At 43.0% G+C, this 23,605-nt stretch carries 20 protein-coding genes; 14 read left to right on the top strand and 6 right to left on the bottom strand.

All coding sequences use genetic code 11. The features are described 5' to 3' along the window. Positions 1-111: 111 nt before the first annotated feature. The 3 genes from OCU77_RS09685 to OCU77_RS09675 all read left to right on the top strand — a co-directional run bounded on the left by OCU77_RS09685 (position 112) and on the right by OCU77_RS09675 (position 4,394). Positions 112-1,566 (top strand): sigma-54-dependent transcriptional regulator, encoded by a 1,455-nt coding sequence (locus OCU77_RS09685; RefSeq protein WP_048898583.1) that lies wholly within the window; start codon positions 112-114, stop codon positions 1,564-1,566. A 23-nt stretch (positions 1,567-1,589) separates the two neighbouring features. Beyond that, on the top strand, positions 1,590-3,644 hold the full coding sequence (locus tag OCU77_RS09680) for a sensor histidine kinase (RefSeq protein ID WP_048898584.1): 2,055 nt from the start codon (positions 1,590-1,592) through the stop codon (positions 3,642-3,644). Positions 3,645-4,052: 408 nt separating this feature from the next. Continuing rightward, complete coding sequence (locus tag OCU77_RS09675) at positions 4,053-4,394, top strand: hypothetical protein (protein WP_107302465.1); 342 nt, start codon at positions 4,053-4,055, stop codon at positions 4,392-4,394. Positions 4,395-4,466: 72 nt separating this feature from the next. On the opposite strand, the gene OCU77_RS09670 is transcribed toward OCU77_RS09675, so the two are convergent. After that, complete coding sequence (locus tag OCU77_RS09670) at positions 4,467-5,726, bottom strand: transglycosylase SLT domain-containing protein (protein ID WP_107302464.1); 1,260 nt, start codon at positions 5,724-5,726, stop codon at positions 4,467-4,469. Between the two features lie 207 nt (positions 5,727-5,933). Between OCU77_RS09670 and OCU77_RS09665 the strand changes: the two genes are divergently transcribed. From OCU77_RS09665 to OCU77_RS09640, 6 genes are all read left to right on the top strand, one after another. After that, on the top strand, positions 5,934-6,479 hold the full coding sequence (locus OCU77_RS09665; RefSeq protein ID WP_048898585.1) for a lecithin retinol acyltransferase family protein: 546 nt from the start codon (positions 5,934-5,936) through the stop codon (positions 6,477-6,479). 117 nt (positions 6,480-6,596) lie between these two features. After that, positions 6,597-6,869, top strand: a complete 273-nt coding sequence (locus OCU77_RS09660) for a polyhydroxyalkanoic acid system family protein (RefSeq protein ID WP_239685944.1) — start codon at positions 6,597-6,599, stop codon at positions 6,867-6,869. A gap of 263 nt (positions 6,870-7,132) precedes the next feature. Further along, positions 7,133-7,759, top strand: coding sequence for a phasin-related domain-containing protein (locus OCU77_RS09655; protein WP_048898587.1), 627 nt, complete (start codon positions 7,133-7,135; stop codon positions 7,757-7,759). Between the two features lie 80 nt (positions 7,760-7,839). Next, positions 7,840-8,199 carry a phasin-related domain-containing protein gene (locus OCU77_RS09650; RefSeq protein ID WP_048898588.1) on the top strand — a complete coding sequence of 120 codons (360 nt, stop codon included), beginning with the start codon at positions 7,840-7,842 and terminating at the stop codon, positions 8,197-8,199. 312 nt (positions 8,200-8,511) lie between these two features. Further along, positions 8,512-9,447 carry an alpha/beta hydrolase gene (locus OCU77_RS09645; RefSeq protein ID WP_048898589.1) on the top strand — a complete coding sequence of 312 codons (936 nt, stop codon included), beginning with the start codon at positions 8,512-8,514 and terminating at the stop codon, positions 9,445-9,447. Between the two features lie 129 nt (positions 9,448-9,576). Then, positions 9,577-9,933 carry a YajD family HNH nuclease gene (locus OCU77_RS09640; protein ID WP_048898590.1) on the top strand — a complete coding sequence of 119 codons (357 nt, stop codon included), beginning with the start codon at positions 9,577-9,579 and terminating at the stop codon, positions 9,931-9,933. Between the two features lie 120 nt (positions 9,934-10,053). Here the strand turns inward: OCU77_RS09640 and OCU77_RS09635 are convergent, their stop codons facing one another. From OCU77_RS09635 to OCU77_RS09615, 5 genes are all read right to left on the bottom strand, one after another. Continuing rightward, positions 10,054-10,647, bottom strand: coding sequence for an FMN-dependent NADH-azoreductase (locus OCU77_RS09635; protein ID WP_048898591.1), 594 nt, complete (start codon positions 10,645-10,647; stop codon positions 10,054-10,056). A gap of 336 nt (positions 10,648-10,983) precedes the next feature. After that, the gene (rsmF, locus tag OCU77_RS09630) at positions 10,984-12,414 is read right to left on the bottom strand and encodes a 16S rRNA (cytosine(1407)-C(5))-methyltransferase RsmF (protein ID WP_107302463.1); all 1,431 of its coding nucleotides are present in this window, start codon (positions 12,412-12,414) and stop codon (positions 10,984-10,986) included. Between the two features lie 159 nt (positions 12,415-12,573). Beyond that, on the bottom strand, positions 12,574-15,198 hold the full coding sequence (locus OCU77_RS09625; protein WP_107302462.1) for a PqiB family protein: 2,625 nt from the start codon (positions 15,196-15,198) through the stop codon (positions 12,574-12,576). Next, a complete protein-coding gene (locus OCU77_RS09620) occupies positions 15,182-16,375 on the bottom strand; it encodes a paraquat-inducible protein A (RefSeq protein ID WP_048898592.1) in 1,194 nt (397 codons plus the stop codon). Before OCU77_RS09620 ends, OCU77_RS09625 begins: the two co-directional genes overlap by 17 nt. Positions 16,376-16,611: 236 nt before the next feature. Further along, positions 16,612-18,444 carry an ABC transporter ATP-binding protein gene (locus OCU77_RS09615; RefSeq protein WP_048898620.1) on the bottom strand — a complete coding sequence of 611 codons (1,833 nt, stop codon included), beginning with the start codon at positions 18,442-18,444 and terminating at the stop codon, positions 16,612-16,614. 83 nt (positions 18,445-18,527) lie between these two features. Here OCU77_RS09615 and OCU77_RS09610 point away from each other — a divergent pair, with 83 nt between their 5' ends. The 5 genes from OCU77_RS09610 to OCU77_RS09590 all read left to right on the top strand — a co-directional run bounded on the left by OCU77_RS09610 (position 18,528) and on the right by OCU77_RS09590 (position 23,594). Then, a complete protein-coding gene (locus tag OCU77_RS09610; protein WP_048898593.1) occupies positions 18,528-18,986 on the top strand; it encodes a GAF domain-containing protein in 459 nt (152 codons plus the stop codon). Between the two features lie 111 nt (positions 18,987-19,097). Beyond that, positions 19,098-19,742: an RNA chaperone ProQ gene (proQ, locus tag OCU77_RS09605; protein WP_048898594.1), complete on the top strand. Its 645-nt coding sequence runs from the start codon at positions 19,098-19,100 to the stop codon at positions 19,740-19,742. Between the two features lie 17 nt (positions 19,743-19,759). Continuing rightward, positions 19,760-21,760, top strand: coding sequence for a carboxy terminal-processing peptidase (gene prc / locus OCU77_RS09600; RefSeq protein ID WP_048898595.1), 2,001 nt, complete (start codon positions 19,760-19,762; stop codon positions 21,758-21,760). Positions 21,761-21,953: 193 nt separating this feature from the next. Continuing rightward, positions 21,954-22,619: a lipocalin-like domain-containing protein gene (locus OCU77_RS09595; RefSeq protein ID WP_048898596.1), complete on the top strand. Its 666-nt coding sequence runs from the start codon at positions 21,954-21,956 to the stop codon at positions 22,617-22,619. A 312-nt stretch (positions 22,620-22,931) separates the two neighbouring features. Further along, positions 22,932-23,594, top strand: a complete 663-nt coding sequence (locus tag OCU77_RS09590) for a GntR family transcriptional regulator (RefSeq protein ID WP_084711774.1) — start codon at positions 22,932-22,934, stop codon at positions 23,592-23,594. Positions 23,595-23,605: the final 11 nt, after the last annotated feature.

Here is a 23,605-nt window from a genome sequence, read left to right as displayed (position 1 = left end):
ATATAATCATGTTTTGGTTATTAAGGTTTAAACGGTTTCATAAAGTTTTTTGACAAAGGATAAGTGACTGAGACAAAATGTCTCACCCCAAAATTACTCGAATAAGAAATTATGTCAGATTTTCCGTCCACCTCACTTTGGACTGCCGTTTCCGTACTTGTTGTTGATGATGAACCCGGCATGCGTGCCATCTTAAAAAAAGCACTCAGTAAGAAATTTGCCCAAGTTGACGTTGCGGGGAGTATTGAAGAAGCAGAAACCCTGCGTAAACGCTGCCATTTTGACTTATTAATTGTAGATATCAACTTACCTGGTCGTTCCGGCATTGAATGGCATGAAGCGTTTGATCCTTCTACGCGTCGTAGTGATGTGATCTTTATGACAGGCTATGCCGATCTTGATACCGCGATTCAAGCTCTTCGTGCGGGCGCGTCTGATTTTATTCTTAAGCCTTTTAACCTAGAACAAATGATGCAGTCTGTCAGCAGGTGCATCGAACGACGACTCGTTGAACGTCAGAACTTTGCTTTGCAGCGTGATGTCGAGCGGATTCACCCTGTCGATATTATCGGCGATGCAGCAACCACACAGAAGATGAAAAACGTGATTGCACAGGTAGCGCCGTCTCAAGCTGCTGTTTTGGTGGAAGGTGAGTCGGGTACTGGTAAAGAATTAGTGGCACGAGCACTTCATCAATTAAGCCAGCGAACGGGTCCTTTTGTACCACTTAACTGTGGCGCAATTGCCCCTGATTTGCTTGAGAGTGAATTATTCGGTCACGTGTCTGGCGCGTTCACGGGGGCAAAAAAAGGTCGAGAGGGTCTTTTCCGTGTCGCTAATAACGGCACCTTATTCCTCGATGAAATCGGGGAAATGCCACTTTCAATGCAGTCCTCTTTGCTACGTGCTTTGGAGCAAAAAGCCATTCGCCCTGTGGGGGCAGAACGTGAAGTGCAAGTGGATGTCCGTATTGTTGCGGCTACAAACCGTAACTTGAAACAAGAAGTTGAAGAAGGGCGTTTTCGTCGTGACTTATACTATCGCCTTAATGTATTGACTGTTGAGTTACCAGCATTACGTGATCGTTTGGACGATATCCCAACACTGGCACACCATTTCACCCAAATGTTAGCGAAAGAATTGGGTATGCAAGCCATGAATTGGACGCATGAAGATATACAAGCGATGCAGAGCTATGATTGGCCCGGTAACATTCGTGAACTCCGTAACATGATGGAACGTTGTATTTTGTTAGGTAAACCGCCAGCAGACTATTGGCGTGAACTTCAGGGTGATGCAATTCCACTGCCGCGTATGGCACAAGCGAGCGAAGCGCAAGTTTCAGGTGCGAGTGAAAATCGCCCATGTCGTTGCCATGACGAAAATGATGTTGAGCAGTTTTGTTACCCAACAGATTGGACCCTAAAAGATGTAGAAAAAGCGCATATCCTGCAAGTGGTTGAGTCTCATAGTGGTAATAAATCTGCAGCGGCACGACAATTGGGCGTTGCACGCAAAACGCTAGAGCGAAAATTCAAAGATTGGGCCGATGAAGGCGTACTTTGATCGCGAAACGAGCGGAAGTATAAATGAATATTAAACAGTTTATTATCATGTGGGTGCGTCGCTTTCGTACCATGGTGCGGTATCGACTATTAGTTTTAACGTCCATTCCTATCTTTATTACCTTGTTGGCGCTTATTGCCTTAACGATGTACTGGACAGTGACGTATACATGGCAAAACGCGCTTAAAAATGTTCGTGCTGACTTGGCTGTCGCGCACCATAGTATGGAGCTATTGCAGCGCGAGCAACGGATGCAATTAACATCATTAGCATCGTCTTACGATTTTCAGCATCGCCTTCGTACCGATGAAGCCAATTTGAGTGATTGGGTTAATGAACAATCTGCTTCGTACGGACTCGATTTTATTGTTCTCCATCCGGCATCTGCATTGGGTGAATTTTCTAAAGCGAATCGCAGATTATTATTGAAAGGGGAAGAACAAACCTTTTTCCAAGTGTTAGATCGTTCTGCGTTAGAAAGGTTAAACCGTGATTTGCCTGTCTATGCACACATTCCTCTGCTTAATGAGAACAGCATTGAAACACGGGGTTTAGTCAGTCGAAGTTTACTACCTATATTCAATAAACAAGGTGATTTACAGTGGATTGTTGATGGGGGTATGTTGTTGAATAACAGTACCTTATTAGTGGATCGTATTCGAGACTTGGTTTACGCATCTAATACTTTGCCTGATGGCAGTATTGGCACTGTGACCTTATTCATGGACGATCTACGTGTGAGTACCAATGTCCCATTAGATAGTGAGAGCTTGAATGGCCGTGCGATTGGTACGCGAGTGTCTGATGAAGTAAAACAGGCTGTGCTAGAGCAGGGTGAACATTGGGTTAATCGTGCCTATGTTTATGATGATTGGTACGTGTCAGCTTATGAACCCTTACATGATCACAATAATAACGTTATCGGGATGCTCTACACAGGCTATCTCGAATGGCCGATGATAAAAGTATACCTTACGAATATTGTCGAATTAGGTATTGGGATAGTCATAGTATTATTTTTATCTGGCCTTATTGTCTATCGTGGCTCAAAAGATCTGTTTCTACCCATAGAAAAGATCCATCAAGTTGCGAAAGCCGTTCAGCTAGGGTTAGAGCGCAGAATTGGTGATTTAGGCTTGAGCCAAGATCACGAACTTCAAATACTCGGTGAGCAGTTTGATTCGATGCTTGATCAGCTCAAAAACCGCAATGAAGAAATCCAGCAGGCTTCCATCGAACTTGAAGATAAAGTGGCGAAACGGACACAAAGCTTGCATGAAAAGACGGAAGAACTTGAACAACATATTAAGTTGCTTAATCAGGCGCGAAGCCGCTTAGTAACAAGTGAAAAGTTAGCTGCATTAGGGGAACTAACCGCAGGTATTGCACATGAAATCAATAACCCAACGGCTGTCATTTTAGGCAACGTCGAATTATTACAATTTGAGCTTGAAGGAGATGCTGAACGCGTTAAAGATGAGCTCGTCGCCATTCATGAGCAAATAGACCGTATTCGTAATATCACCCGCAGTTTGTTGCAATACAGCCGTCAAGGTGGTGTACAAGATGAAGTCACATGGCACCACTTGAATCCATTGGTTGAAGAAAGCCTGACACTTGTGCGTACAGGGACGAAAAAGCAGGATCTTTTCATAGAGAAAGATTTAAATGCACGCTGCAGTGTGGAAGTGAATCGGCATCAATTACTGCAAGTATTGGTTAACTTGCAGATGAATGGTGTCCATGCGATGGATGATAAAGGGTTGTTACGTGTTGCTACAGAAGACTGGTTAGACGAAGACCAACAAGCGATTGGTGCTGTGGTTCATATTACGGATCATGGCTGTGGCATAGCAGAAGAGAATTTAGATCGCATCTTTGACCCATTTTATACCACTCGCCGTAGCGGTACTGGGCTGGGCCTATCGGTCAGCCAAGGCATTGTTAGCCAAAGTGGTGGTGAGATAACGGTTGAATCTAAGTTGGGGGTGGGCACAACATTCTCCGTGTATTTACCGATGAAAGCTCTAAATGGCCCTGATGCAATGGATGAAAACTTGATTGAGTCGCAGGCTTAATCGCATAGTAGCTTGAGATAGGTCGAGATCGCGCACTTAATAAAAAAGCATGGTTTAAGCCATGCTTTTTTTATGGGTATTGATTGAGAGTGCTGTTTTTTTGTCGTTGTCATTTTTGGCAGCAGTTTGTTCTGATACGAGAAATGCATGCAACAAAGGTTACATAATAAATAATCCTGCGATAAGGAAAGCAGAAGCGACAAAGGCAACTTTTTCAATAATGCCAAGATCGGTAGGGTCTATCAGTTCGTCATGGTGCATAGGGTTTCTCCGTTATTGTTTGTAGTTCTACTTTAATCATAGACACCTAATTGATAATTAGAACATTTTTTAATGAATTTTTTTGGTAAAGCTGTAATTTTTTGTGGCTATACTTATTTTATTAGCCACAGGGAAGGGCATAAATAAATGAAGTTACTTTTTCTTATATTCGGGGCATTACTACAATGCTTGGCACTATATGTGGCTTTCTTTATAGAAAGTAGTTGGAGTGTTTACTTAGCTACCATGTTCTCAGCATTTGGTCTTTGTACTTTGGTTGGCGTACGTAGCCTAATGGCTCCAGCCTGTTTAATGGCAGGGATTATGATAGGTTTGTCATTATCTCATAATGAAGTTGATGTTCAGTTATTACATCAAATAGAAGAAACAGCGCAAGCGTATAGTGATGATAAAATATCGCTAACGGAAATTAGCGCTTACTTTGATAAAATTGCTTATTCTAAAATAACAGCAAATAGTAACCAGTAACGCTATAAATTAACAATCTCATAGTCGCCTTTAGCTGCTATGAGATTTATTGATAACCGCTAAAGCAGCGTGTTATTTCGGTGGAACGATGATTTGTTGACCAGCGGTAATAAAAGAGCCAGTAAGATCATTGAGCTGTCTAAGTGAAGATACCGTTGTATTATTGATTTGTGCGATTTCATTTAAGCTATCACCCGCTTTTATCCGATGGATTTGAAAGTGATGTTTAGTGTAGCGCTGGCTATTACTGCTATAAAATGATGGCAAGGTATTGCGTGGTAATAATAGTTTGTTGTCTCTGCCTTTTACTGTGTAACCACCAGTGTAACCAGGGTTTAGCGCGAATAAGTCGCGGCTGTTCATCTTGGCATCTTTGGCAATTGTTTTTAACTTAACGCGACGATTAACGACAACTTCAGTGACAACGGGTTGTGCTGCGATTGAGTTTAACGGTAAGCCGTAATGGTTTTTGTGCTGAACAATAGACGACATTGCCAATAATTTAGGTACATATAGACGGGTTTCTTTCGGTAACTGCAATGACCAAAAATCAGTAGGTTTACCTGCCGCTTTATTTTTCCTGATAGCATTTCTAACTCGTCCTTCGCCGGTATTATAGGCAGCAATAGCATGCAGCCAATTACCCTTAAACTTTTTGTGTAGGTACTCTAACAGATCGAGAGCGGCATCTGTTGACGCTACTATATCTCTTCTTCCGTCATACCCTTGCCAATATTTTAGGCCAAAGGTTTTACCTGTTGCGCGTGTGATTTGCCAAAGCCCAGATGCTCCTTGACTTGAATAAGCATATTGATCAAATGAGCTCTCAATAAAAGGGAGTAACACGATTTCTATCGGTAAGTCACGGGCTTCAACTTGCTCATAAATATAAAATAAGAAGGGTTGAGCACGTTGTGTGACAGTATCTATGTGCTCGGGCTTATCAATAAACCATTTTCGGTAGTAACGAATGCGACGATTGTTAGGGATAGGCATATCCATATTAGCCGCCAGTTTGTCCCACATATCATATTGTAGGCGAGCGGCTTCTTTTTGAATGACTGAACTCGCACTGTGGTGGAGTGGTGAACTGTAAAGGTAATGCGGAACACTGCCTGTTGCGATATAACTGCCATCGAATTCATGATGCGATATCTCACAACGTTTTGCATAGTCATCGGGCTGGATGGCAAGATTTAATGCTATGCGTTCTTGCTCTGCTTGTAATGCGGCTTGCTCAGCTTCTGTAGGGACAGTTTGACAGCCACTAAGCGTTAAAATTGCCAATAATAAAGTGATAGAAGCTTGCTGCATTTGTTTAATTAACATCATATACCGCCAATAAACTCATACAAAGTAAATGCACTTTTTTGTTTGCCCTTAAAGTATTAACAAGAAATTTTTATGCTGCTAACTAATAAACTTATGATTAATTAAATTCCCAAAATTGAGACAACTTATGGACTCAATAGGGAGCGACTGTATAAGTAAAAATTTCCAGCTAAACTTTTTACGTGATAGTGAGTTTAAAGGCAAATCATGGAATCTAGAGCTTATCCAATCGGCACTGTTTTAAAAATCCGCTGTACATCGTATTGGCATTATGGAATGTCAGATGGAGGTGGTGGCGTAATACATAACTCTAAAAAACGTCGCCAAGTTCAATTCGATACAATTGATGAGTTCGCTGAGGGGCGTGAAGTTATTGTGAGTTCAATCACAAGTGATAACCCAGAACAAGCATTTTTATATGCAAAAAAGTTTGTTGGCACGCCCTATAATATCTTTAGTCAAAATTGTGAGCAGTTTGTTCGACAGGCTCATGGACTACCCGTTGAGTGCACGCAATTTCAGCGTTTAATGTTGGTAGCATTTGGAAGCTATTTAGTGATTGGGGAAAAGAACCGTTTTATAAAAATTGCTGGTGTTGGGATATTAGCTGGAAGTTTTTTATCACCCTCAGAAAAAAGCCCTTATCGTAGAGCAATGAAAGGTGCGGTCATTGCTGCTGGTGGTGCAATGTGGCTTAGCTCTATTGCTAAAGGGGCATTCAGTCGTAGAAATTTAAAGAGATCCGACCTGTAACACAGAAAAAAGCTAAACTAATTTGTAGAGTATATAGTCTATCTAGGGAATATACTGTTTGGGTCAGTACTTTATTAGTTTGGCTATTTGTAGTTACACGACTGAATGGAAGCAACTGTGACAATTTTTATTGAACGAAAACATGACCACCAGTTTGATCATATTGCTGCACTATCTGAGAGTATCGCAGAAGAGTTAGCGCAGGAATATGGGATTCGTTGGGGGTGGAATAATGAGAAATTAGAAATTCGCCACTCATCCGCCCGCGGCTTTATGTTGGCAGAAGATGGGAAAATAACGATAGAGCTGCGGTTAGGCTTTGCTGCAAGTTTATTTTCCTCCTCTATAGAGCAAAATATTGTTCAACGTTTAGATCAACTCCTGACCTAATTTCTCCCCTTAAGTTATTGTTTATTAGCGACATGCTTGGTTTTCTGAGCATGTCGTATTCATAATGCCCTCTATTTATCTGCAGGTATGTATTTCTGTCTAAAGCATGCCAGAAATCACTGTTTTTAAAATATTTGATCTTGCCCACAATTAATTTCCTCTTTAGTAAGAACACTCTAATTGAAATTCGTATTCTGATATCAAGCAGTCAGGGATAACAACTGGCTGACAACAGTTGTAATTCATGTAAGGAGAGCACACTCATGGGCATCTTTAAACGAGCATCGGACGAATCAAGCAAGACGGCGAATAGCCCAATGCGTGACGCCATGGTCTACAACATTTGGTTAGCAGGGTTAGGCGCTTATGCAAAAAGTGCTGATGAAGTTAATCAAATTTCTAGCAAAGGCAAAAGCCTTTTTGATGAACTAATTGAACGCGGTCGTGAAGTTGAGTCAACAACGAAAGAGCGCGTACATACGGCACGCAGCCAAACAACCGTAGCCATTGAAGAACGTGTACATCAGGTTGTTCAAAAGCTAGTAGGTTTAGATAACGAACGCCTAGATCAAGTTGATGACAAGATTGATCAGCTGACTGACACCATAGAAAAACTGTTGGCTCGTCAGCAAGAAGCAGCGAAAAAATCGCCTGCCAAAAAGGTGGAAGCAAAAAAGCCCGCAGCTAAAGCAGCTACGCGTAAACCTAGCGTTGCACGCCGTAAGCCAGCTAAAGCAGCAGAAGCAAAGCCGGTAGAACCTAAAGTGGTTGAGAAACCTGTAGTAGATGTGAAGCCAGTTGTTGCGGCACGTCCAGTGGTTCAAGCTACACCTGAGAAGCCAGCAGCCAAGCCTGTTGACGCTCAGAAAGAAGCAGCAAAACCAGTATAACTTACAACTCTAAAGCAGTGGCAGCTTGCTTTGGTATTGATTAATCATAGAACCAGCGTTTAACGCAGGGGGATAGCAAAATGATCGATAAAACAGTAGTGAAAGCGGCGAAAAATGTCGTAGAAAGTGGTGAAGGTGTAGCACGTAACATTTGGCTTGCGGGCCTAGGTTTATACAGCCGCACCCTTGAAGAAGCACAACAAATCAATGAAAAAACAACAACGGCCTTTGACGAGCTTGTAGAGCGCGGTAAAGAAGTTGAGATTGAAGCGAAAGAGTGCATTGGCAAAAATGCAGAAAAAGCGACTGACGAAGTGGAAGCGGGCATGAATGATTTATTCTACCGTCTAAGCGGCGTTGACCGTGAAAAGCTTGAGCGTATGGATGATAAAATCGACAAGCTAACTGAAGCTGTCGAAAAACTGGCAGAAGTTCAATAATTGTCAGTTAAGACTACGGCGGATAATGCCAGCCTAGACGTTGTAGTCTTTTCCTAGCGTTACAGCGACGTTAGGGTTCGGGGGCACGTGAGCCATGCATGTGCCCCTTTTTTGCATGTATCACAAACATAAAAGTGCCACGGTATACAAATTTAAAAGCGGGTCATGTAACGTATTTGTGACATAAAATTGTTTTGTTTTTGTCATAAGTCTCGTAGATGTCATTGACCAACTAAGCTGTGAGCTTCTACGTTTATATCAAGGTTGTTTCTGTTTTTGGAGTCAACTGATAATGAACTAAAGGTGGTGGTTATGGATAGTTGGCGTAATCGTGCATTCAATAAATTACTTTATCGTGTAATGCGACAGCGCCTAGCTCGTTGTAACTCAACACTGGAAATGCGCGAGCTGATTTTAAATATTGATAATTTTGGAGCGTTAATCTCAACCCCGAAGGGCTTAGACGTTACACCGACAAAATTTGCAAATGTTGCCTGTGATTGGATCGATATGCCCAAAAGCAGTGGTAACAAGATCATTTTATATTTTCACGGTGGCGGTTTTTGTTTTTATAGCCCCAATATTCATAATGCGTTTGTCGGGCGATTAGCGCAGCAAACCAAATCACGTGGTTTGATGATAAATTACAGTCTAGCACCTGAAAGGCCTTATCCTGCAGCTCTGGATGAGTGCTACGCCGTTTATCAGGCATTATTGGTGAAAGGTTACCTACCGCAAAACATTTTATTCGCCGGGGACTCTGCTGGTGGAAATCTGGCGCTTGCGACGTTACTACGCCTGCGTGATATGAATATTCGCTTGCCAGCGGGTATAGTGCTGCTATCGCCAGTCACTGATATGGCTGTAACCGGTGAATCCGCTTTTGTTAAAAGTAAAGACGACCCATTTTTTGACTTAAGTAGCTTGCTGTTAATGCGCAATAACTATTTAGGTAATAACAATCCTTGTGATCCTGATATCTCGCCATTTTATGCTGATTTACACGGTCTTCCTCCTTGCTTTGTGACAGCTGGTACGGAAGAACTGTTGATGGATGATGCGATTCGATTAGCAGAAAAAATGGGAGAGGCGGGCGGGGATGTTACGCTTAACGTCATGAAGGGCGTGCCGCATGTTTATCCATTGTTTTATCAGCTAAGTGAAGCAAAAGAGGCGATTAAGTTGATATCTCAGTTTATGAATGACGCGTTAAAGCGAAGTGACGGTGTCACAAAGAAGGCGAGTTAGTGGCGAAGGTGTCAGTGCGTAATCAGTAGAATACGCCTAACACCACAATTTATTTTTATAACGCTATTAATTGTGTGGTGAATTGCGGTAAATTCCCTGTGTTAGATTTACATATTATCAGGTTTACTTATGTCATCAGATTATTACGGCACTAGTGCTGCCTATGCACGCCAAGAGCAGGGCTACCGCGAGAAAGCACTAAAGCTATACCCTTGGGTATGTGGCCGCTGCTCACGCGAGTTTGTTTATTCAAATCTTCGTGAATTGACTGTTCACCATGTTGACCATGACCACACCAATAACCCAGCTGATGGTAGCAACTGGGAACTGCTGTGCCTGTTCTGTCATGACCATGAGCATGAAAAATACACCGAACACGAGCAGCAGTCGGGCAGTGTAGTGAAAGCAGGTGAGAACGACCACGAAGCAGCAACGTTTAATCCCTTCGCAGATTTAAAAGCGATGATGGATAAAAAGAATAAATAACACGCTGTGTTAACGTATCAGGTAAAAATCAATATCTGATGCGTAACGTGAAAAAACGAGGCTTAAGGCCTCGTTTTTTGTTTCTCGTTATTCGCTTGTACTGCCGAACTGAATCGAAAGCTAAGCTGTGAGCTGAGATAGTGTGCTTTTCGCGTCAGTGATGGACTGCGATGCTAATTCCTCACCCATCGCAAGCGCTTCCCCATAAACAAACTCAACATTGTCTAAACCAACAAAGCCTAGAATATTTGTTAGGTATGGGACAAGTGTGTCTGATGCTGCGCCTTTGTGAATGCCACCGCGAGTTGTTACTACAATCACTTTTTTGTCTTTCAACAATCCAACAGGACCTTGCTCTGTGTAAGAGAAGGTGACGCCCGCACGTGCAACTAAATCGAACCAGTTTTTAAGCTGAGTGGGAATCGTGAAGTTATACATTGGTGCTGCAATAATGATAGTGTCACTGATTTGTAGCTCTTCAATTAACTGATCTGACATCGCCAGTGCAGCTTGTTGTTTTTCGCTAAGGCTATCACCGCCTCGAAGTGCATTCGCGACATCTGCATCCAACATTGGCACTGGGTTAGCGGCTAAATCACGTTCAATAATTGATTGTGTTTGACCTTCCCAGTTCGTTAATAAATGGTCGATTAATGCGTTTGACTGTGAATAGCCACCAAGGATGCTTGATTTAAGAACGAGAACATTAGCCATTATTTTTTCCTACATTAAATGCTTTTTTGCGTTGGCATTAATATAGTTTTTTTGCTGAGAGAGAAACAGCGTAAAAGCTTGGTCAACTTGTTCGAAAAAATCGAATGAACGACGAAATATGACGGTAAGTTTTGGTGTTGTTGCGGCTAGGTGGTGGAAAATAGACAAAAAATAGCCCGAAACGACTCCTGTCTCGGGCTTAGGGGAATGGCTCTCGTGAGAGCCTTGCGCTAACTGGTTAGTAAATGGAGATCAATTACACTATCAATGTTAGTTCACGCAGTACAATTTACCAGTTTTAGCAATGAGAATTGGAATCAACCTAAATACAGTCGATTAGATATCGAATAAATTGGTATCTCGAACCATTTCTCGTGGCAACCCGTTTTTAATACGGTTGCCGACCCATTTGCCGATGCCGATTGGGTAATCTCGATAGTTCACAATGACTTCGCCTTTGCCAGAAAGGTCTTCTGGGCGAATATCACGCCCCATAAACCATTCTTTAGCTTGCTCAGCTGATAGATCGACTGACACACTTTCTTGGCCTGATGCTAGCGCCATAATCGCTTCATGTTGCCAGCGGTAGCCTTTCTTATGTTGTTCTGCCAACTTAATCCCCATGCGCTGGAAACGAATTTCAGTCAGTAAGGGTTTTAGGTTTTTAGGGAACAACCACAATTCTTTATCACGCACCCAAACATCACTTTCGTGCGGCAGGGTAATGTCCAGTGTTGCTTTGAGGCTAGTGCTTACATCTTGCTTGTCTTTTTCAGTAAGGATAGAGAAGGGGAATTTTCCCATGCGCTTTTTGACAACGGGTGACTCTACTGATGCCAATTTTCGGATGCGTGCCACAAAGAAGCCTTCGCTATCAAAGATTTGTGGGTAAACATGTAAGAAGCCTTCTTCTGTAATTGACTGAGCAGCACCTTCAAAAAGCTCATTCAGGGGTTCAAACTCAACGGCATCACCAAAGGTCTCTTTTAAGAAGTAGCATACTTGCTGGTTCTCAGTTTGGTTCAGAGTACAAGTGGAGTACACCATGACACCGCCCGGTTTAAGGGCTTGGAAAGCACTGACAATTAGATTGCGTTGCACTTCAGCGATGTCTTCAATCGAGGCCAATGACCAGTTTGCCATTGCATCTTCGTCTTTACGAATTGCACCTTCACCAGAACAAGGCGCATCGAGCAAAATAGAATCAAACGCTTCTGGTGCCCAGCCACCAAAAACGCAGCCATCAAAGTGGGTCAACGAGGCGTTATACACACCGCAACGTTGAAGGTTTGAGTGCAGCACTTTGATACGGCTTGCAGCTAACTCATTGGCGACTAATGCACCTTTGTTTTGCATTGCACAAGCAATTTGAGTCGTTTTTGAACCCGGTGCAGATGCCATATCTAACACGCAATCCAACTGTTCGTTATCTTTTAATAATGCTGTCACTGGCATCATAGAGCTGGCTTCTTGAATGTAAAAAAGCCCCGCTAAGTGTTCCGCAGTATTGCCTAGCGAAACCGTGTCTTCATCTTCTCGCTCAATCCAAAATCCCGTGTCGCACCAAGGAACAGGGGTTAATGTCCAATCTTTGTCCGCAACACGGGCTAAGAAGTCTTCCACACTGATTTTTAAGGTATTAACACGAATACTACGTCGAAGTGGGGTCTTACAGCAGGCAAGAAAATCATCCATATTGAGGTTTTCTGGCATGGTTTGACGAATAAGTTCGATGAAGTCTTCAGGGATATAGATTTTAGAATGCAAGGGAGTATCTCGATAACAGGCATTGATGGGCGAGAGTGTATATCAAATCACGAAGTTAAGCGATCTACAGCAACAGGCTGTTTGGTGTAAAAACGCCAAAGGTATGAAAAAGGAGCATCGAAATGCTCCTTCTTATGGTTATGCGTTATTAACAAGCGCTTAATCGCGAGGGATAGCGGTACGCCAATCTTTCCATTCAGATTTCGCTTGTTTGTGTAGTAGGAAGTGTGAGTCAGCTTTAGCAATTGGTGCCAGCGGGTGAGCTTCTGGCGTTGCGAAAGCAATACCGCCACGAATCAAACTATCAACTGTGCCGCTATTGATCGTTGCACCCGTGATGCCAATGGATACGTCAACCCCTGATACATTCCAGAACACGCTGTCTTTACGGACTAAGTGGCGATATTCTTGCTCTATCTGTGCTTCAATCATGACACGATCGGCTAAGTCACCTAGGCTCACTTTTACCACTTGGCCAACTTGAATATCGCGATAAAGCAGCGGTGTGCCTTCACTGATGGAATTACGCTTTTCGCTTTCAAGTACAACAGTTAGTCCTGAATCTAATAATTCAGCGCTGCCCAGTTTAAACGTCTGCTGCTTAATCCCCTTGCCAGGTGTCACTGAAATATAAGAGCTTAATAGGCTATCAAGGTTCTTGGTTTCAGTTAGGCTGAGCTTAGGTTTTACGATCCAGAAATAGCTACCAGCACGAGCAATAACATCGGCAAACTGAGGGAAGAGACGAGCGCTGATGTTCACGTTGCCTTTGTCAAAGTTCGGAGTAATGGCTGTGATCTTACCAATCGCGATACCCTGATAACGAATTTCAGTCCCGACAGCAAGCGCTCGTGCGTCACTGGCAGTTAATTGGATTTCTTGACCAAAATTACGTGCATCTTTCAAACTTGAATAAAGCTTGAAACGGCCATTTTGCTTGTTGCTCACACCGTCAATATCATCAAAAGCAACACCGCCTTTAATTAACGTCGCCACAGGGGAGGCCGTGATTTTAACACCGCTTAATCCTGCTTCCACTTCGACACCAGAACGATTCCAGAAAACCGTTTTTTGCGTCACTAAATGGCGGTATTTGTTTTCAATATTTAGCGACAAGGTAACACCTGATGCCGTTAGTGCGTAGCTTGTAACTTCACCTACTTGCATGTTGCGGTAGAGCACGGGACTACCTTCAGACACAGGTGGCAACTCATCAGCGACTAATGTAAATCGAGCAAACCCCTTTGCTGTTTCTGCTGCTAGAGTGGCTAAGCGCTCACTTTGGTAAAGAGGGTAGCTCTTGGCTATTTTCTTGCTACCACCACTGGTGAAACTAATACCGTTGCTGATAAGTTGTTCTGCTGGCGGTAAGCTAACATCGAGCCCTTTGCTGCTTAGGTTTGCTTTAATGCCACCATCGATATAGAAGCGACTCGCAGAGCCAATGAGTGAGGTGTATTCAGCGTTAATAATGACGCTAAAACGGACTTTGTTTTTATCTAGTCTTACATGGGTCACGCGACCCACAGCAATGCCTCGGTGCAGAATCTTTGTACCACGCTTGATGCCATGACTACTGTCGGCGTATAAGTCGAACGTGGCCACGCCATGTTGCTTTTCTTGCAGTTCGTCTTTGGTAATAGCGGTAAATAAACGACTCGGCTCGCCTTCACCAGGGATAAGGGTGAGGAAGTTGCCACGGATTAAATTACCAATGTTTTTAACGCCAGTGAGCGAGACTTCAGCTTCTTCAAGCAAAATGCTCGAACCACTATTTAGCAGATCGCTCATGCTAGGTTCGATGGCCGCGTGTGCAATGACTTTACTGCGCGCTTCATCTAACTTCACATCTGAAATCTGACCAATTTGCAGGCCGCGATAAACAATGGGGGCGCCACTTGCGTTGATATTACTGTTTTCAGGCAGTTCTACTTTGATGGCGATACCACGACCTGCAGTGTTGAGGTCTGGGTATAAACGGAAAAGGTGGTTATCTTCAATGGCTCGGCCTTCATCTGGCGAGTCAAACGCGATAGCCCCTGCAATCATGGCTGAAAGGCTTTCGAATTGCACATCAACGCCATTAAAGTTGATATTGGCGCTCATGCCGCTGACGTTCCAAAAACGGCTTTTATTGGTCACCAGATCGGCATACTGTGGTTGGATCAACACATCAATTAATACGCGCTTATTATTGTTGCTTAGGGTGTAGTTATACACTTCACCGACAGGGATCTTTTTATAGAAAACCTGCGAACCTATGCTGATTGAGCCTAAATCAGGTGCTCGTAGTTGGATAGATAAACCTGCACCAATAGGGGTGTCTGAGGGTTGGCTATCCAGTGCAGTAAAGCTTTGTGTTGCTTCACCTTCACCTGGTTGTAGCGCGATATAGTTACCCGACACCAAGGCATCTAGCCCTGAAATGCCTGTGATAGAGGCTTTGGGTTTAACTAACCAAAAACGCGTGCCTGTGTTTAGTGTTTGCACAGCTTCAGGGTAAATGTCAGCTTCTACATAGATGCTTTCAAGATCATCTGAGAGCGTTACATCACGCACGATACCCACTTCAAGTCCTTGATAACGGATAGTTGTGCGGCCTGCAATGAGACCCGCAGCATCGTTAAAATGAATTTGAATACGTTGGCCTGCATCATTAACGGCTTTAAATACCAGCCATCCTGCGAGAGCAAAAGCTAAAATAGGAAGTAACCAAAGTGGGGATATAGACCGATCGCGGCGAATATCCACAGGTTCTGGTTGATTGTTATTTCCGTTGTTCATAGTTATCCCATATTAAGCGCGAATCTAAACTTTCTGCTGCAAACATAGTAAGCACAACCACAATCCCGAACGATACAGCACCGGGACCAGGTGTGAAATCAAGTATTTGTCCACGGTCGATCAAGGTCACCATGATAGAAATAACGAATAAATCCATCATTGACCATTTACCTATCCATTGAATGATCCTAAAGAGGCGCATCCGAAATCGATGGTGAATACGACGTTTAAACTGAATACATAATAAGATATAAGCCAGCCCTAATATTTTGGCGACAGGCACGACAATACTTGCAATAAATATAATGGCAGCAATACCAGGCATACCTGTTTTTACAAGGTGAGCAACACCTGAAAAGATAGTATCTTCGGCACGTTTACCATTATTTAAAAAGATCGAGATAGCGAATAAGTTCGCAGGGAAAATGAAAATCGTCGCTGAAATTAAATACGCCCACGTTTTTTGAATTGAATGGGGTAGGCGAGAGTGCAGCCGACTATGGCAACGCGTGCAATGGCTGTTAGCCCCTTGGCTTAGATGACATGAATGGCAATGATGCACGAGTTCATCTGCATGGTGTGTTGTTTCAGGTTGCCACGCTTCCCAGTAACGAGTTGGACTAATACGAGTGAGTAATAACAGCATTAGGATTTGAAGAATCACTAAGCTGATTAAGCCTGGGCCTATGTAGATATCAGCATAATCTTGAACTTTAAAACAAGAGATACCAAGGCTAACAAGAAAGACTTCATACATGGCCCAATGTTTTAAGTGCTGAATGATCCACATGGAGGATTTAAACAGTTTAAAGTGTTGAAGCTTTAAACCTATTTGAGCCGTCATCACTGCAAGGCTGACCAACAGTGGTGCCACTGTGCTACAAAAGAAGATTAAAAATGCAACGGCTGGAAACTCTGGCGCGAGGGTAAAGGTACCCGCAGGCAAAGTTGCAGGGATCATTTGACCAAATAATCGAATAGTGATCATTGGGTAAATATGCGCGGGTAGAAAAAGGATTAAACATGCTAATGCTATCGCAAACTCACCCGTAAATCGGGTAAAGCCGCCTCTATATAAGCGCGTATTGCAGCGAGGGCAGTAAGCGCTCTGACCACGAAGGGCGACGTTAGGCATCACTGGCAAGTCACAGCCTGGACACAGGCGAGCCGTCGACATGGGTTGGTTAATCCTTTAAGTCTCTTAAATACAATAATACCAACCCAAATAAGTCATTATGCTTTCATGCCGGCAAAAATTACTGGATTGCTTGGATAGACACCGTTCTTAGAGTCGCTTGCTAACGATAATCTACCCTTCGCTTTCAGTATCATTCCTTACACGATTAACTGAGCACTTGTCTTATCTAGATTGGTATAACCGCTGCATAAGCAGCGGTTTAAACGAACACTATATTATTTTACGTTAACGCTGGCTATAGTGAGGGCCGGATTATCTTCATTCTTACTCTGATCCGATGACTGGATTGTGCCATACAAGGTTTGATATAAACCTTCTTTTTGTACCAATTCTTCATGTGTACCTGCTTGGCTTAATTTACCGTCTTCAAGTACATAGATTATATCGGCTTGCTTAACCGCAGATAAACGGTGTGCAACGATAAGCGTGGTTCTATCACGCAAGAATTGGTTTAGTGCCGTATGCAGTGCCGCTTCGGTGGCTGTATCTAATGCAGATGTTGCCTCATCGAGGATAACAAAATCTGGGTTTGCCAATATCATTCTTGCAATCGCTAAGCGTTGGCGTTGCCCACCCGACAGGCGTATACCTTGGCGGCCAATCTCAGTGTCTAAACCATTTGTAAGACGTTTGGTTACATCTGTTAGCTGTGCAATTTCAAGCGCTTGCCATAGCTCATTATCAGTAAAGTTAGCACCTAACGTCAGATTATGCCTTAGCGTATCATTAAATAGAACGGGCTGTTGTAAAACAACGGCCATCTTTTCACGCAGTGCCTCATAGCTGACATCTTCGATTCGCTCACCATTGATCAATAGATCGCCTGAATCTTTTTGATAAATGCCTAATAAAAGTTGGATTAGGGTTGATTTACCGCCACCTGAAGCACCAACTAAAGCAACGCGTTTACCTGCTGGGATGCTAAGGTTGAGCCCGCGTAATACCTCTTTATCTTCATCATAAGAAAAACGTACATCGCGAACGTCGATAGACAGGGACTTGTTGTCTGTGAATGGGTTTACTGTCGCCACAGGGCGAACTTCTTCTTCTAACGTCATCAAGCCATTCAGGCGTTGCATCGCAGCTGAAGCGCTATACCACGCAAACTGAATACCGAGCAATTCTTGAACAGGGCTGAGCATAAACCATAGGTACCCGAATACTGCGAACATTTGACCGATACTTAAATCACTGAAAAGTACCATCAACATGGCTGCTGCGCGGAAGAGTTCAAACCCGACCAAGAATAATAGAAAAGACACACGACCAGCGGCTTCAGACTGCCATGCGTATTTGTCGGCATTGCTACGAATATCGTTGGCACTCGACTTAAGCTGCGTCAGAAACTCTTTTTCACGGTTTGCAGCACGGAGTTGATAAAGTCCATCAAGGGTTTCGACTAAACGCTGCTGGAACTTTTCGAAGGCTTGGTTTTCGAGTTTCTTTAAATTTTTTACACGGCTGCCCATTAAGCGAGACGCGTAAACAACAAGAGGGTTCATCAGCAAGATGAAGAGTCCGAGCTGCCAATTTAACCAAAGTAGGATACTTGCTGTACCTATGACTGTCAGCAAGCTCACTAAGAATCGGCTAAGTGTATCACCCACAAATTTGTCAATGGTTTCTATATCTGTAATGAGGTGCGAAGTAATACCACCGCTGCCGCGCTCTTCATACTGACGCATGCTAATACGGCCTAGCTTATCAATTAAGCGCTGGCGAAGCAGGTAGGTGACGTCTTTTGCAACTAGGGTAAATTGGCGACTTTGCAGAATGTTCAGAGCTTGGCTAATGATGCGCATCACAATAACCATGAACAGCACTAACACAATGTAGGCGGCAGCATCTTGAAGGGATTCAGGTAAAAATGTGTTTAAGAAGGCAACGCCACTTGCTGGTTTATCCAGAAGAACTTCATCCACCATGAGTGGCATAAGCAGTGGAATAGGGACGCTAACAAGCGTGGCAATGATGGCGATAATGTTTGCTGCAATTAATCGAGGCCTATGACGTTTTGCTTGCTTTAAAAGCCAAGACCAGTTAATCATTTGATTTGCAGAATCTTTCACGGTGATAATGATTCCTATTATTAACAAGGTTCACATTCTAGCGGCTAAAGAAGGAGTAAGCCATGGAAAATAAACTCGCGTTTTATAATCGCTTAACAAAACAAGCTGTTGCTATCATCGAAGATGAGCCAGATGTTATTGCTAATCTCTCTAATATTAGTGCGTTACTCAACATGGAGTTAGAGGATATTAATTGGGTTGGCTTTTATTTGTTAAAAGGCGAGCAGTTAGTACTAGGTCCTTTCCAAGGTAAAGTGGCTTGTGTGCGTATCCCCGTTGGACGTGGTGTGTGCGGTACGGCCATTTCGGAAGATAGTGTTCAGCGAATTGAAGATGTGCATCAGTTTGAAGGGCACATTGCATGTGATGCAGCGAGTAATTCTGAAATTGTGATCCCATTCAGAATTGGTGGCGAATTGTACGGTGTGCTTGATATTGATAGTCCAAGCTTGTCAAGATTTGACCAATTTGATGAAGAGGGTCTTGTTTCTTTCATTAATGCGCTACAAAAACACCTCTAATTTCATGCTTTCGGTGGTTTTTCAACGCTAGGTAACTATAATAGCGCAAACTATTTCTTTTTGAACAAAGCACTAACAGCGAGATGGTCTCGCTTTATGTCAGGAAAATCCATGGAAAACTCTGAAAAGTTAACGAACAGTAAAGAAGTAATTGCATACATTGCTGAGCGTTTCCCAAAATGTTTCTCTGTTGAAGGTGAAGCTAAGCCACTTAAGATTGGTATCTTTCAAGATCTAGCTGCGCGTCTAAGCGACGACCCTAAAGTAAGCAAAACATTATTGCGTACAGCACTTCGTCAATACACTTCTTCCTGGCGTTACCTTCATGGTGCAAAAGCTGGCGCAAACCGCGTAGACCTTGATGGCAACGCATGCGGTGAGCTAGAGCAAGAGCATATTGACCATGCACAAAAAGCGCTAGAAGAAAGCAAAGCAAAAGTACGTGCTCGTCGTAAAGAGCAAGCAGTAGCGAAAGCAGCTGCAGCTAAAGAAGGTGAAGCTAAAGCGAAAAAAAATCGCACTAATTCAGCTAAACCAAAGAACGCTAAGCAAAAAACGACTAAGCTAGATAAAAAGCCTGTTGAAACAACCCGTGCTCTAAACGCTGACGAAGTCAAAGTTGGCAAAGATGTAAATGTGAACATGGGTACCGGCAACATGCCGGCAACTATCGTTGAAATCAATAAGGACGATGTGCGTGTACGTTTGAGTAATGGTCTAACTATGGCTGTTAAAGCGGAGCACCTGCGTTCGTAAAGGAGAATGCTCGACGTATGAAATGTCGATTCCGTTTCTCACTGATCGCTGCCGGCATGATGCTGGCAGCATCAGCGCAAGCCCTAGAGGCTAAATACTCGTTAAGTGACTTGCCGCAGTTAACTGCTGAAAAACAACATGCAACAGCTAGTAAGCGTATTGCATCGCGTTTTACACGTTCACACTACAAGCAATTTGCACTTGATGATCAATTCTCAGCTAGCATGTATGACCGTTATGTCAAGATGCTGGACTTCAACCGCAGCTTCCTAACGCAATCTGACGTTCATTCGTTTGATAAGTGGGAAGATCAATTTGATGATCAGCTTAAATTGGGTGACTCATCAGCTGCGTTCGATATTTTCAATAAGACGCTTCAACGTCGATTCGATCGTTATCAATATGCGTTGTCTTTGCTCGATAAAGAAATCACTTTTGATGCTGATGAAAGTATCATCATTGATCGTTCTGAATTGCCATGGGCTAAAGACCGTAATGAGCTAAACGAAATTTGGCGTAAGCGTGTTAAATACGATGCATTGAATCTAAAACTCGCAGGTAAAGAGTGGAAAGAGATCAAAGAGACATTAGGGAAGCGTTATAACAACGCCCTTAAACGTCTGACACAATCGCATAGCGAAGATGTGTTCCAGATCTACATGAACGCTTTTGCCCGTGAAGTTGATCCTCACACCAGCTATTTATCACCACGTAATGCTGAACAATTCCAATCTGAAATGAACCTTTCTCTAGAAGGTATCGGTGCGGTATTGCAAGTTGTGGATGACTATACCGTGATTCGTTCATTGGTTGCTGGTGGTCCTGCATCTTCATCGAAGCAACTTTCTGCGGGTGACCGCATTATAGGTGTTGGCCAGGAAGGTAAAGAGATTGTCGATGTTATCGGCTGGCGCCTTGATGACGTCGTCCAGTTAATCAAAGGGCCGAAAGGCAGCAAGGTTATTCTGGAAATCTTACCTGAAAGTAAGAATGCCAAAAGTTACGATGTGACTATCACCCGTGACAAAATTCGTTTAGAAGATCGAGCGGTTAAATCGGAAGTTAAAGTCAAAGGCGGTAAGAAAATTGGTGTTATTGAAGTACCAAGTTTCTACGTTGGCTTGTCTGAAGATACTAAGAAAGAGCTTGCGTCACTGAATGAACAGCAAGTAGACGGTGTGGTTATTGATTTACGAAACAATGGTGGTGGTGCGCTAACAGAGGCAACGGCACTGACTGGTTTGTTTATCAATGGTGGCCCTGTTGTGCAGGTTCGTGACAGTTATGGTCGTGTTAAAGTCAATGGCGATTCTGATGATCGCGTTTATTTTGATGGCCCATTAACGGTATTAGTGAATCGTTACAGTGCGTCAGCCTCTGAAATCTTTGCTGCTGCAATGCAAGATTATGGCCGTGCCGTGGTACTTGGAGAGCAATCATTTGGTAAAGGTACAGTGCAACAGCACCGTTCACTTAACCACATTTATGACTTGTTCGATAAACCACTTGGTCATGTTCAGTACACGATCCAAAAGTTCTATCGTATTAACGGTGGTAGTACGCAAAACTTAGGTGTTGTTCCAGACATTAGTTTCCCAACGGCGATTGATCCTGCTGATACAGGTGAGAGTGTCGAAGATAACGCATTACCATGGGATAGCATTAAGCCTGCGGGTTACCAAAAAGTAGATAACTTCTCTGCAATATTACCGTCTTTGTCGACTAAGCATGAAGTTCGTATTCAGAAAGACATGGAATTTGGTTTCATTCTCGATGATATTTCGAAGTACCAAGCTGAGAAAGATATTAAGACAATTTCGCTGAATGAAAAGACGCGAATTGCAGAGCAAGATAAAGATGACAGCGATCGTTTGACACGTTTAAATGAACGCCAGAAGGCGATGGGTGAAAAACCTTTTGCTTCACTGGATGATGTGCCAAAAGATTACGAAGCGCCAGATGCGTACTTAGATGAAGCTGTGGCTATCACAGTGGACTTAACCAATGCGCAAAGCTAACGTTAGCTGAAAAAGAACATAAAACGGCCCTGATATTTTTATCCGGGCCGTTTTTTTATGCTAGCGCTACGCAGTGAATTTGTATCAGCGATGAGATAACACTTACTAAAGTGTGATTTATCTCGAAATTTTGTGTTTGATCTAATAATCAGGACTAGGGTTTTAATAGGCGTTCGTTTTGTGAGGTCGTGCTATGAAAACATTACTGGTCACTTTGGCATTATTCATCAGCTCTTGGAGTATCCAGGCTGCTGCGGAAAAGCTAACTGAATTCGACTATCCGTTATTGCTCGGTGATTGGTATTGGTTTAGTACAAATGATGAAGGGATAGAGAGCGATGGCGAAAGCTACACCGCCATGAACATTAAATTTACCTCTAACTATGATTTTGTCGTGCGATTACTGCGTGCTGATGGCTCGGTCGATCAGTGGAAAGGTAAGTACGATGTAGATGAAACCAATATTACATTTCGTTCAAGTGATCAGCCTGAGCAGCTGCATTCTTACATGCTTAGCTATAACCAATTTGTACTTGATGGTGCTCGATTTACTAAACTCGCACCTGAGAATTTACCCGGACAATGGCATGCTTCTCGTATCTCTGGCAATGATGTTGATGAACATATCACAGGCTTATCTATTTTGTTGCGTCCAGACTTTTTATTCTCGGTTGAGGTAAAAGGCACTGATGGCAAGATGAAAGAACACCGAGGTATTTATTATATAGAAGACAATAACATTGTTCTGCTTTATGAAGATGGTCAGCATGAAAGCCAGTACAAACTTGGCTCGGATAATACGCTGACATTAAGCAACAAGCTGTTTGGAATGGAAGCCATAATGCAACGAGAGTATTGATTTCAGACCTAGCTATCAACTAGTAGTAACTAACGCCAATATTTGACACCGAGGTATATGTACCTCGGTGTTTTTGTTCTTTTAGAACAGAATCCGTTTAGCTCATTATACTCCCGCTATTGAAAAGTCCCACAATGCTGCTAGGTGTCTATTGCTCTATTATTTGTTTACCTTTTGTTTACAATTTATTTGTTTTTTAGCCAATGTATGACTATTTTTGTGTGGTAGTAGTTAGATTGTTGACAATGTGGGTCTTGCGTAATTTAACACCTGAGACAAAAAGCGGTATCAGTGAATAAGGGCAGCGTGGTAATGGAAGCGATAAAAGAACCAACCAAGTCAGAGGGACTGACAGAGCGCTTGATAGAAGCCATTGTTAATGGTGATTACCCAGCAGGCAGCAAAATTGCGGAGTCAGATCTGGCTAATACTTTCGGTGTTAGCCGAGGGCCATTACGTGAAGCTCTAATGCGGGTTGAAGCATTAAGGCTGATCGAGCGTGCACCGCATGTGGGTGCTCGCGTTGTCGAGCTGAGCCAAGAGAAGCTTATTGAAATTTATGCCGTACGTGAGGCATTGGAAGGAATGGCAGCGCGGCTTGCTTGCATTCATATTACTGACGAAGAAATTGAAGGATTAGAGCACTTATTAACGACTCACCACCAACACATCGAAAAGGTTGAAGGTGCTTCTTATTTCCATCAGCAAGGGGATTTTGATTTTCATTATCGAATTATCAAAGCCAGTAGAAACTCAAAGCTAATCAGCTTGTTGTGCGATGAACTTTATCATTTGTTGCGCATGTATCGTTATCAATCCCCACGCGCACATTCACGTCCTCGCCAAGCCCTTAATGAACATGCTCAGATCCTCGCAGCGATTAAAGAACGTGATCCTGAATTAGCCGAAATGTTGATGCGTCGCCATATTATGCGAAGCCGTCAGCTCATTGAGCAACAACTCGACACTATGTGATGACAAGGAGA

The organism is Photobacterium swingsii (assembly GCF_024346715.1).
Taxonomy (GTDB): domain Bacteria; phylum Pseudomonadota; class Gammaproteobacteria; order Enterobacterales; family Vibrionaceae; genus Photobacterium; species Photobacterium swingsii.
The sequence above is the reverse complement of the archived record's forward strand: the minus strand, read 5'-3'. Positions and strand labels throughout refer to the sequence as shown.

Coding starts and splice junctions, on each gene's coding strand:
- OCU77_RS09625 (WP_107302462.1), bottom strand. CDS start 15,198: ATGAACAACGGAAATAACAATCAACCAGAACCTGTGGATATTCGCCGC.
- OCU77_RS09675 (WP_107302465.1), top strand. CDS start 4,053: ATGAAGTTACTTTTTCTTATATTCGGGGCATTACTACAATGCTTGGCA.
- proQ (WP_048898594.1), top strand. CDS start 19,098: ATGGAAAACTCTGAAAAGTTAACGAACAGTAAAGAAGTAATTGCATAC.
- OCU77_RS09635 (WP_048898591.1), bottom strand. CDS start 10,647: ATGGCTAATGTTCTCGTTCTTAAATCAAGCATCCTTGGTGGCTATTCA.
- OCU77_RS09620 (WP_048898592.1), bottom strand. CDS start 16,375: ATGTCGACGGCTCGCCTGTGTCCAGGCTGTGACTTGCCAGTGATGCCT.
- OCU77_RS09595 (WP_048898596.1), top strand. CDS start 21,954: ATGAAAACATTACTGGTCACTTTGGCATTATTCATCAGCTCTTGGAGT.
- OCU77_RS09615 (WP_048898620.1), bottom strand. CDS start 18,444: ATGATTAACTGGTCTTGGCTTTTAAAGCAAGCAAAACGTCATAGGCCT.
- OCU77_RS09645 (WP_048898589.1), top strand. CDS start 8,512: ATGGATAGTTGGCGTAATCGTGCATTCAATAAATTACTTTATCGTGTA.
- OCU77_RS09590 (WP_084711774.1), top strand. CDS start 22,932: ATGGAAGCGATAAAAGAACCAACCAAGTCAGAGGGACTGACAGAGCGC.
- OCU77_RS09655 (WP_048898587.1), top strand. CDS start 7,133: ATGGGCATCTTTAAACGAGCATCGGACGAATCAAGCAAGACGGCGAAT.
- OCU77_RS09665 (WP_048898585.1), top strand. CDS start 5,934: ATGGAATCTAGAGCTTATCCAATCGGCACTGTTTTAAAAATCCGCTGT.
- OCU77_RS09680 (WP_048898584.1), top strand. CDS start 1,590: ATGAATATTAAACAGTTTATTATCATGTGGGTGCGTCGCTTTCGTACC.
- OCU77_RS09610 (WP_048898593.1), top strand. CDS start 18,528: ATGGAAAATAAACTCGCGTTTTATAATCGCTTAACAAAACAAGCTGTT.
- OCU77_RS09685 (WP_048898583.1), top strand. CDS start 112: ATGTCAGATTTTCCGTCCACCTCACTTTGGACTGCCGTTTCCGTACTT.
- OCU77_RS09670 (WP_107302464.1), bottom strand. CDS start 5,726: ATGATGTTAATTAAACAAATGCAGCAAGCTTCTATCACTTTATTATTG.
- OCU77_RS09650 (WP_048898588.1), top strand. CDS start 7,840: ATGATCGATAAAACAGTAGTGAAAGCGGCGAAAAATGTCGTAGAAAGT.
- OCU77_RS09640 (WP_048898590.1), top strand. CDS start 9,577: ATGTCATCAGATTATTACGGCACTAGTGCTGCCTATGCACGCCAAGAG.
- prc (WP_048898595.1), top strand. CDS start 19,760: ATGAAATGTCGATTCCGTTTCTCACTGATCGCTGCCGGCATGATGCTG.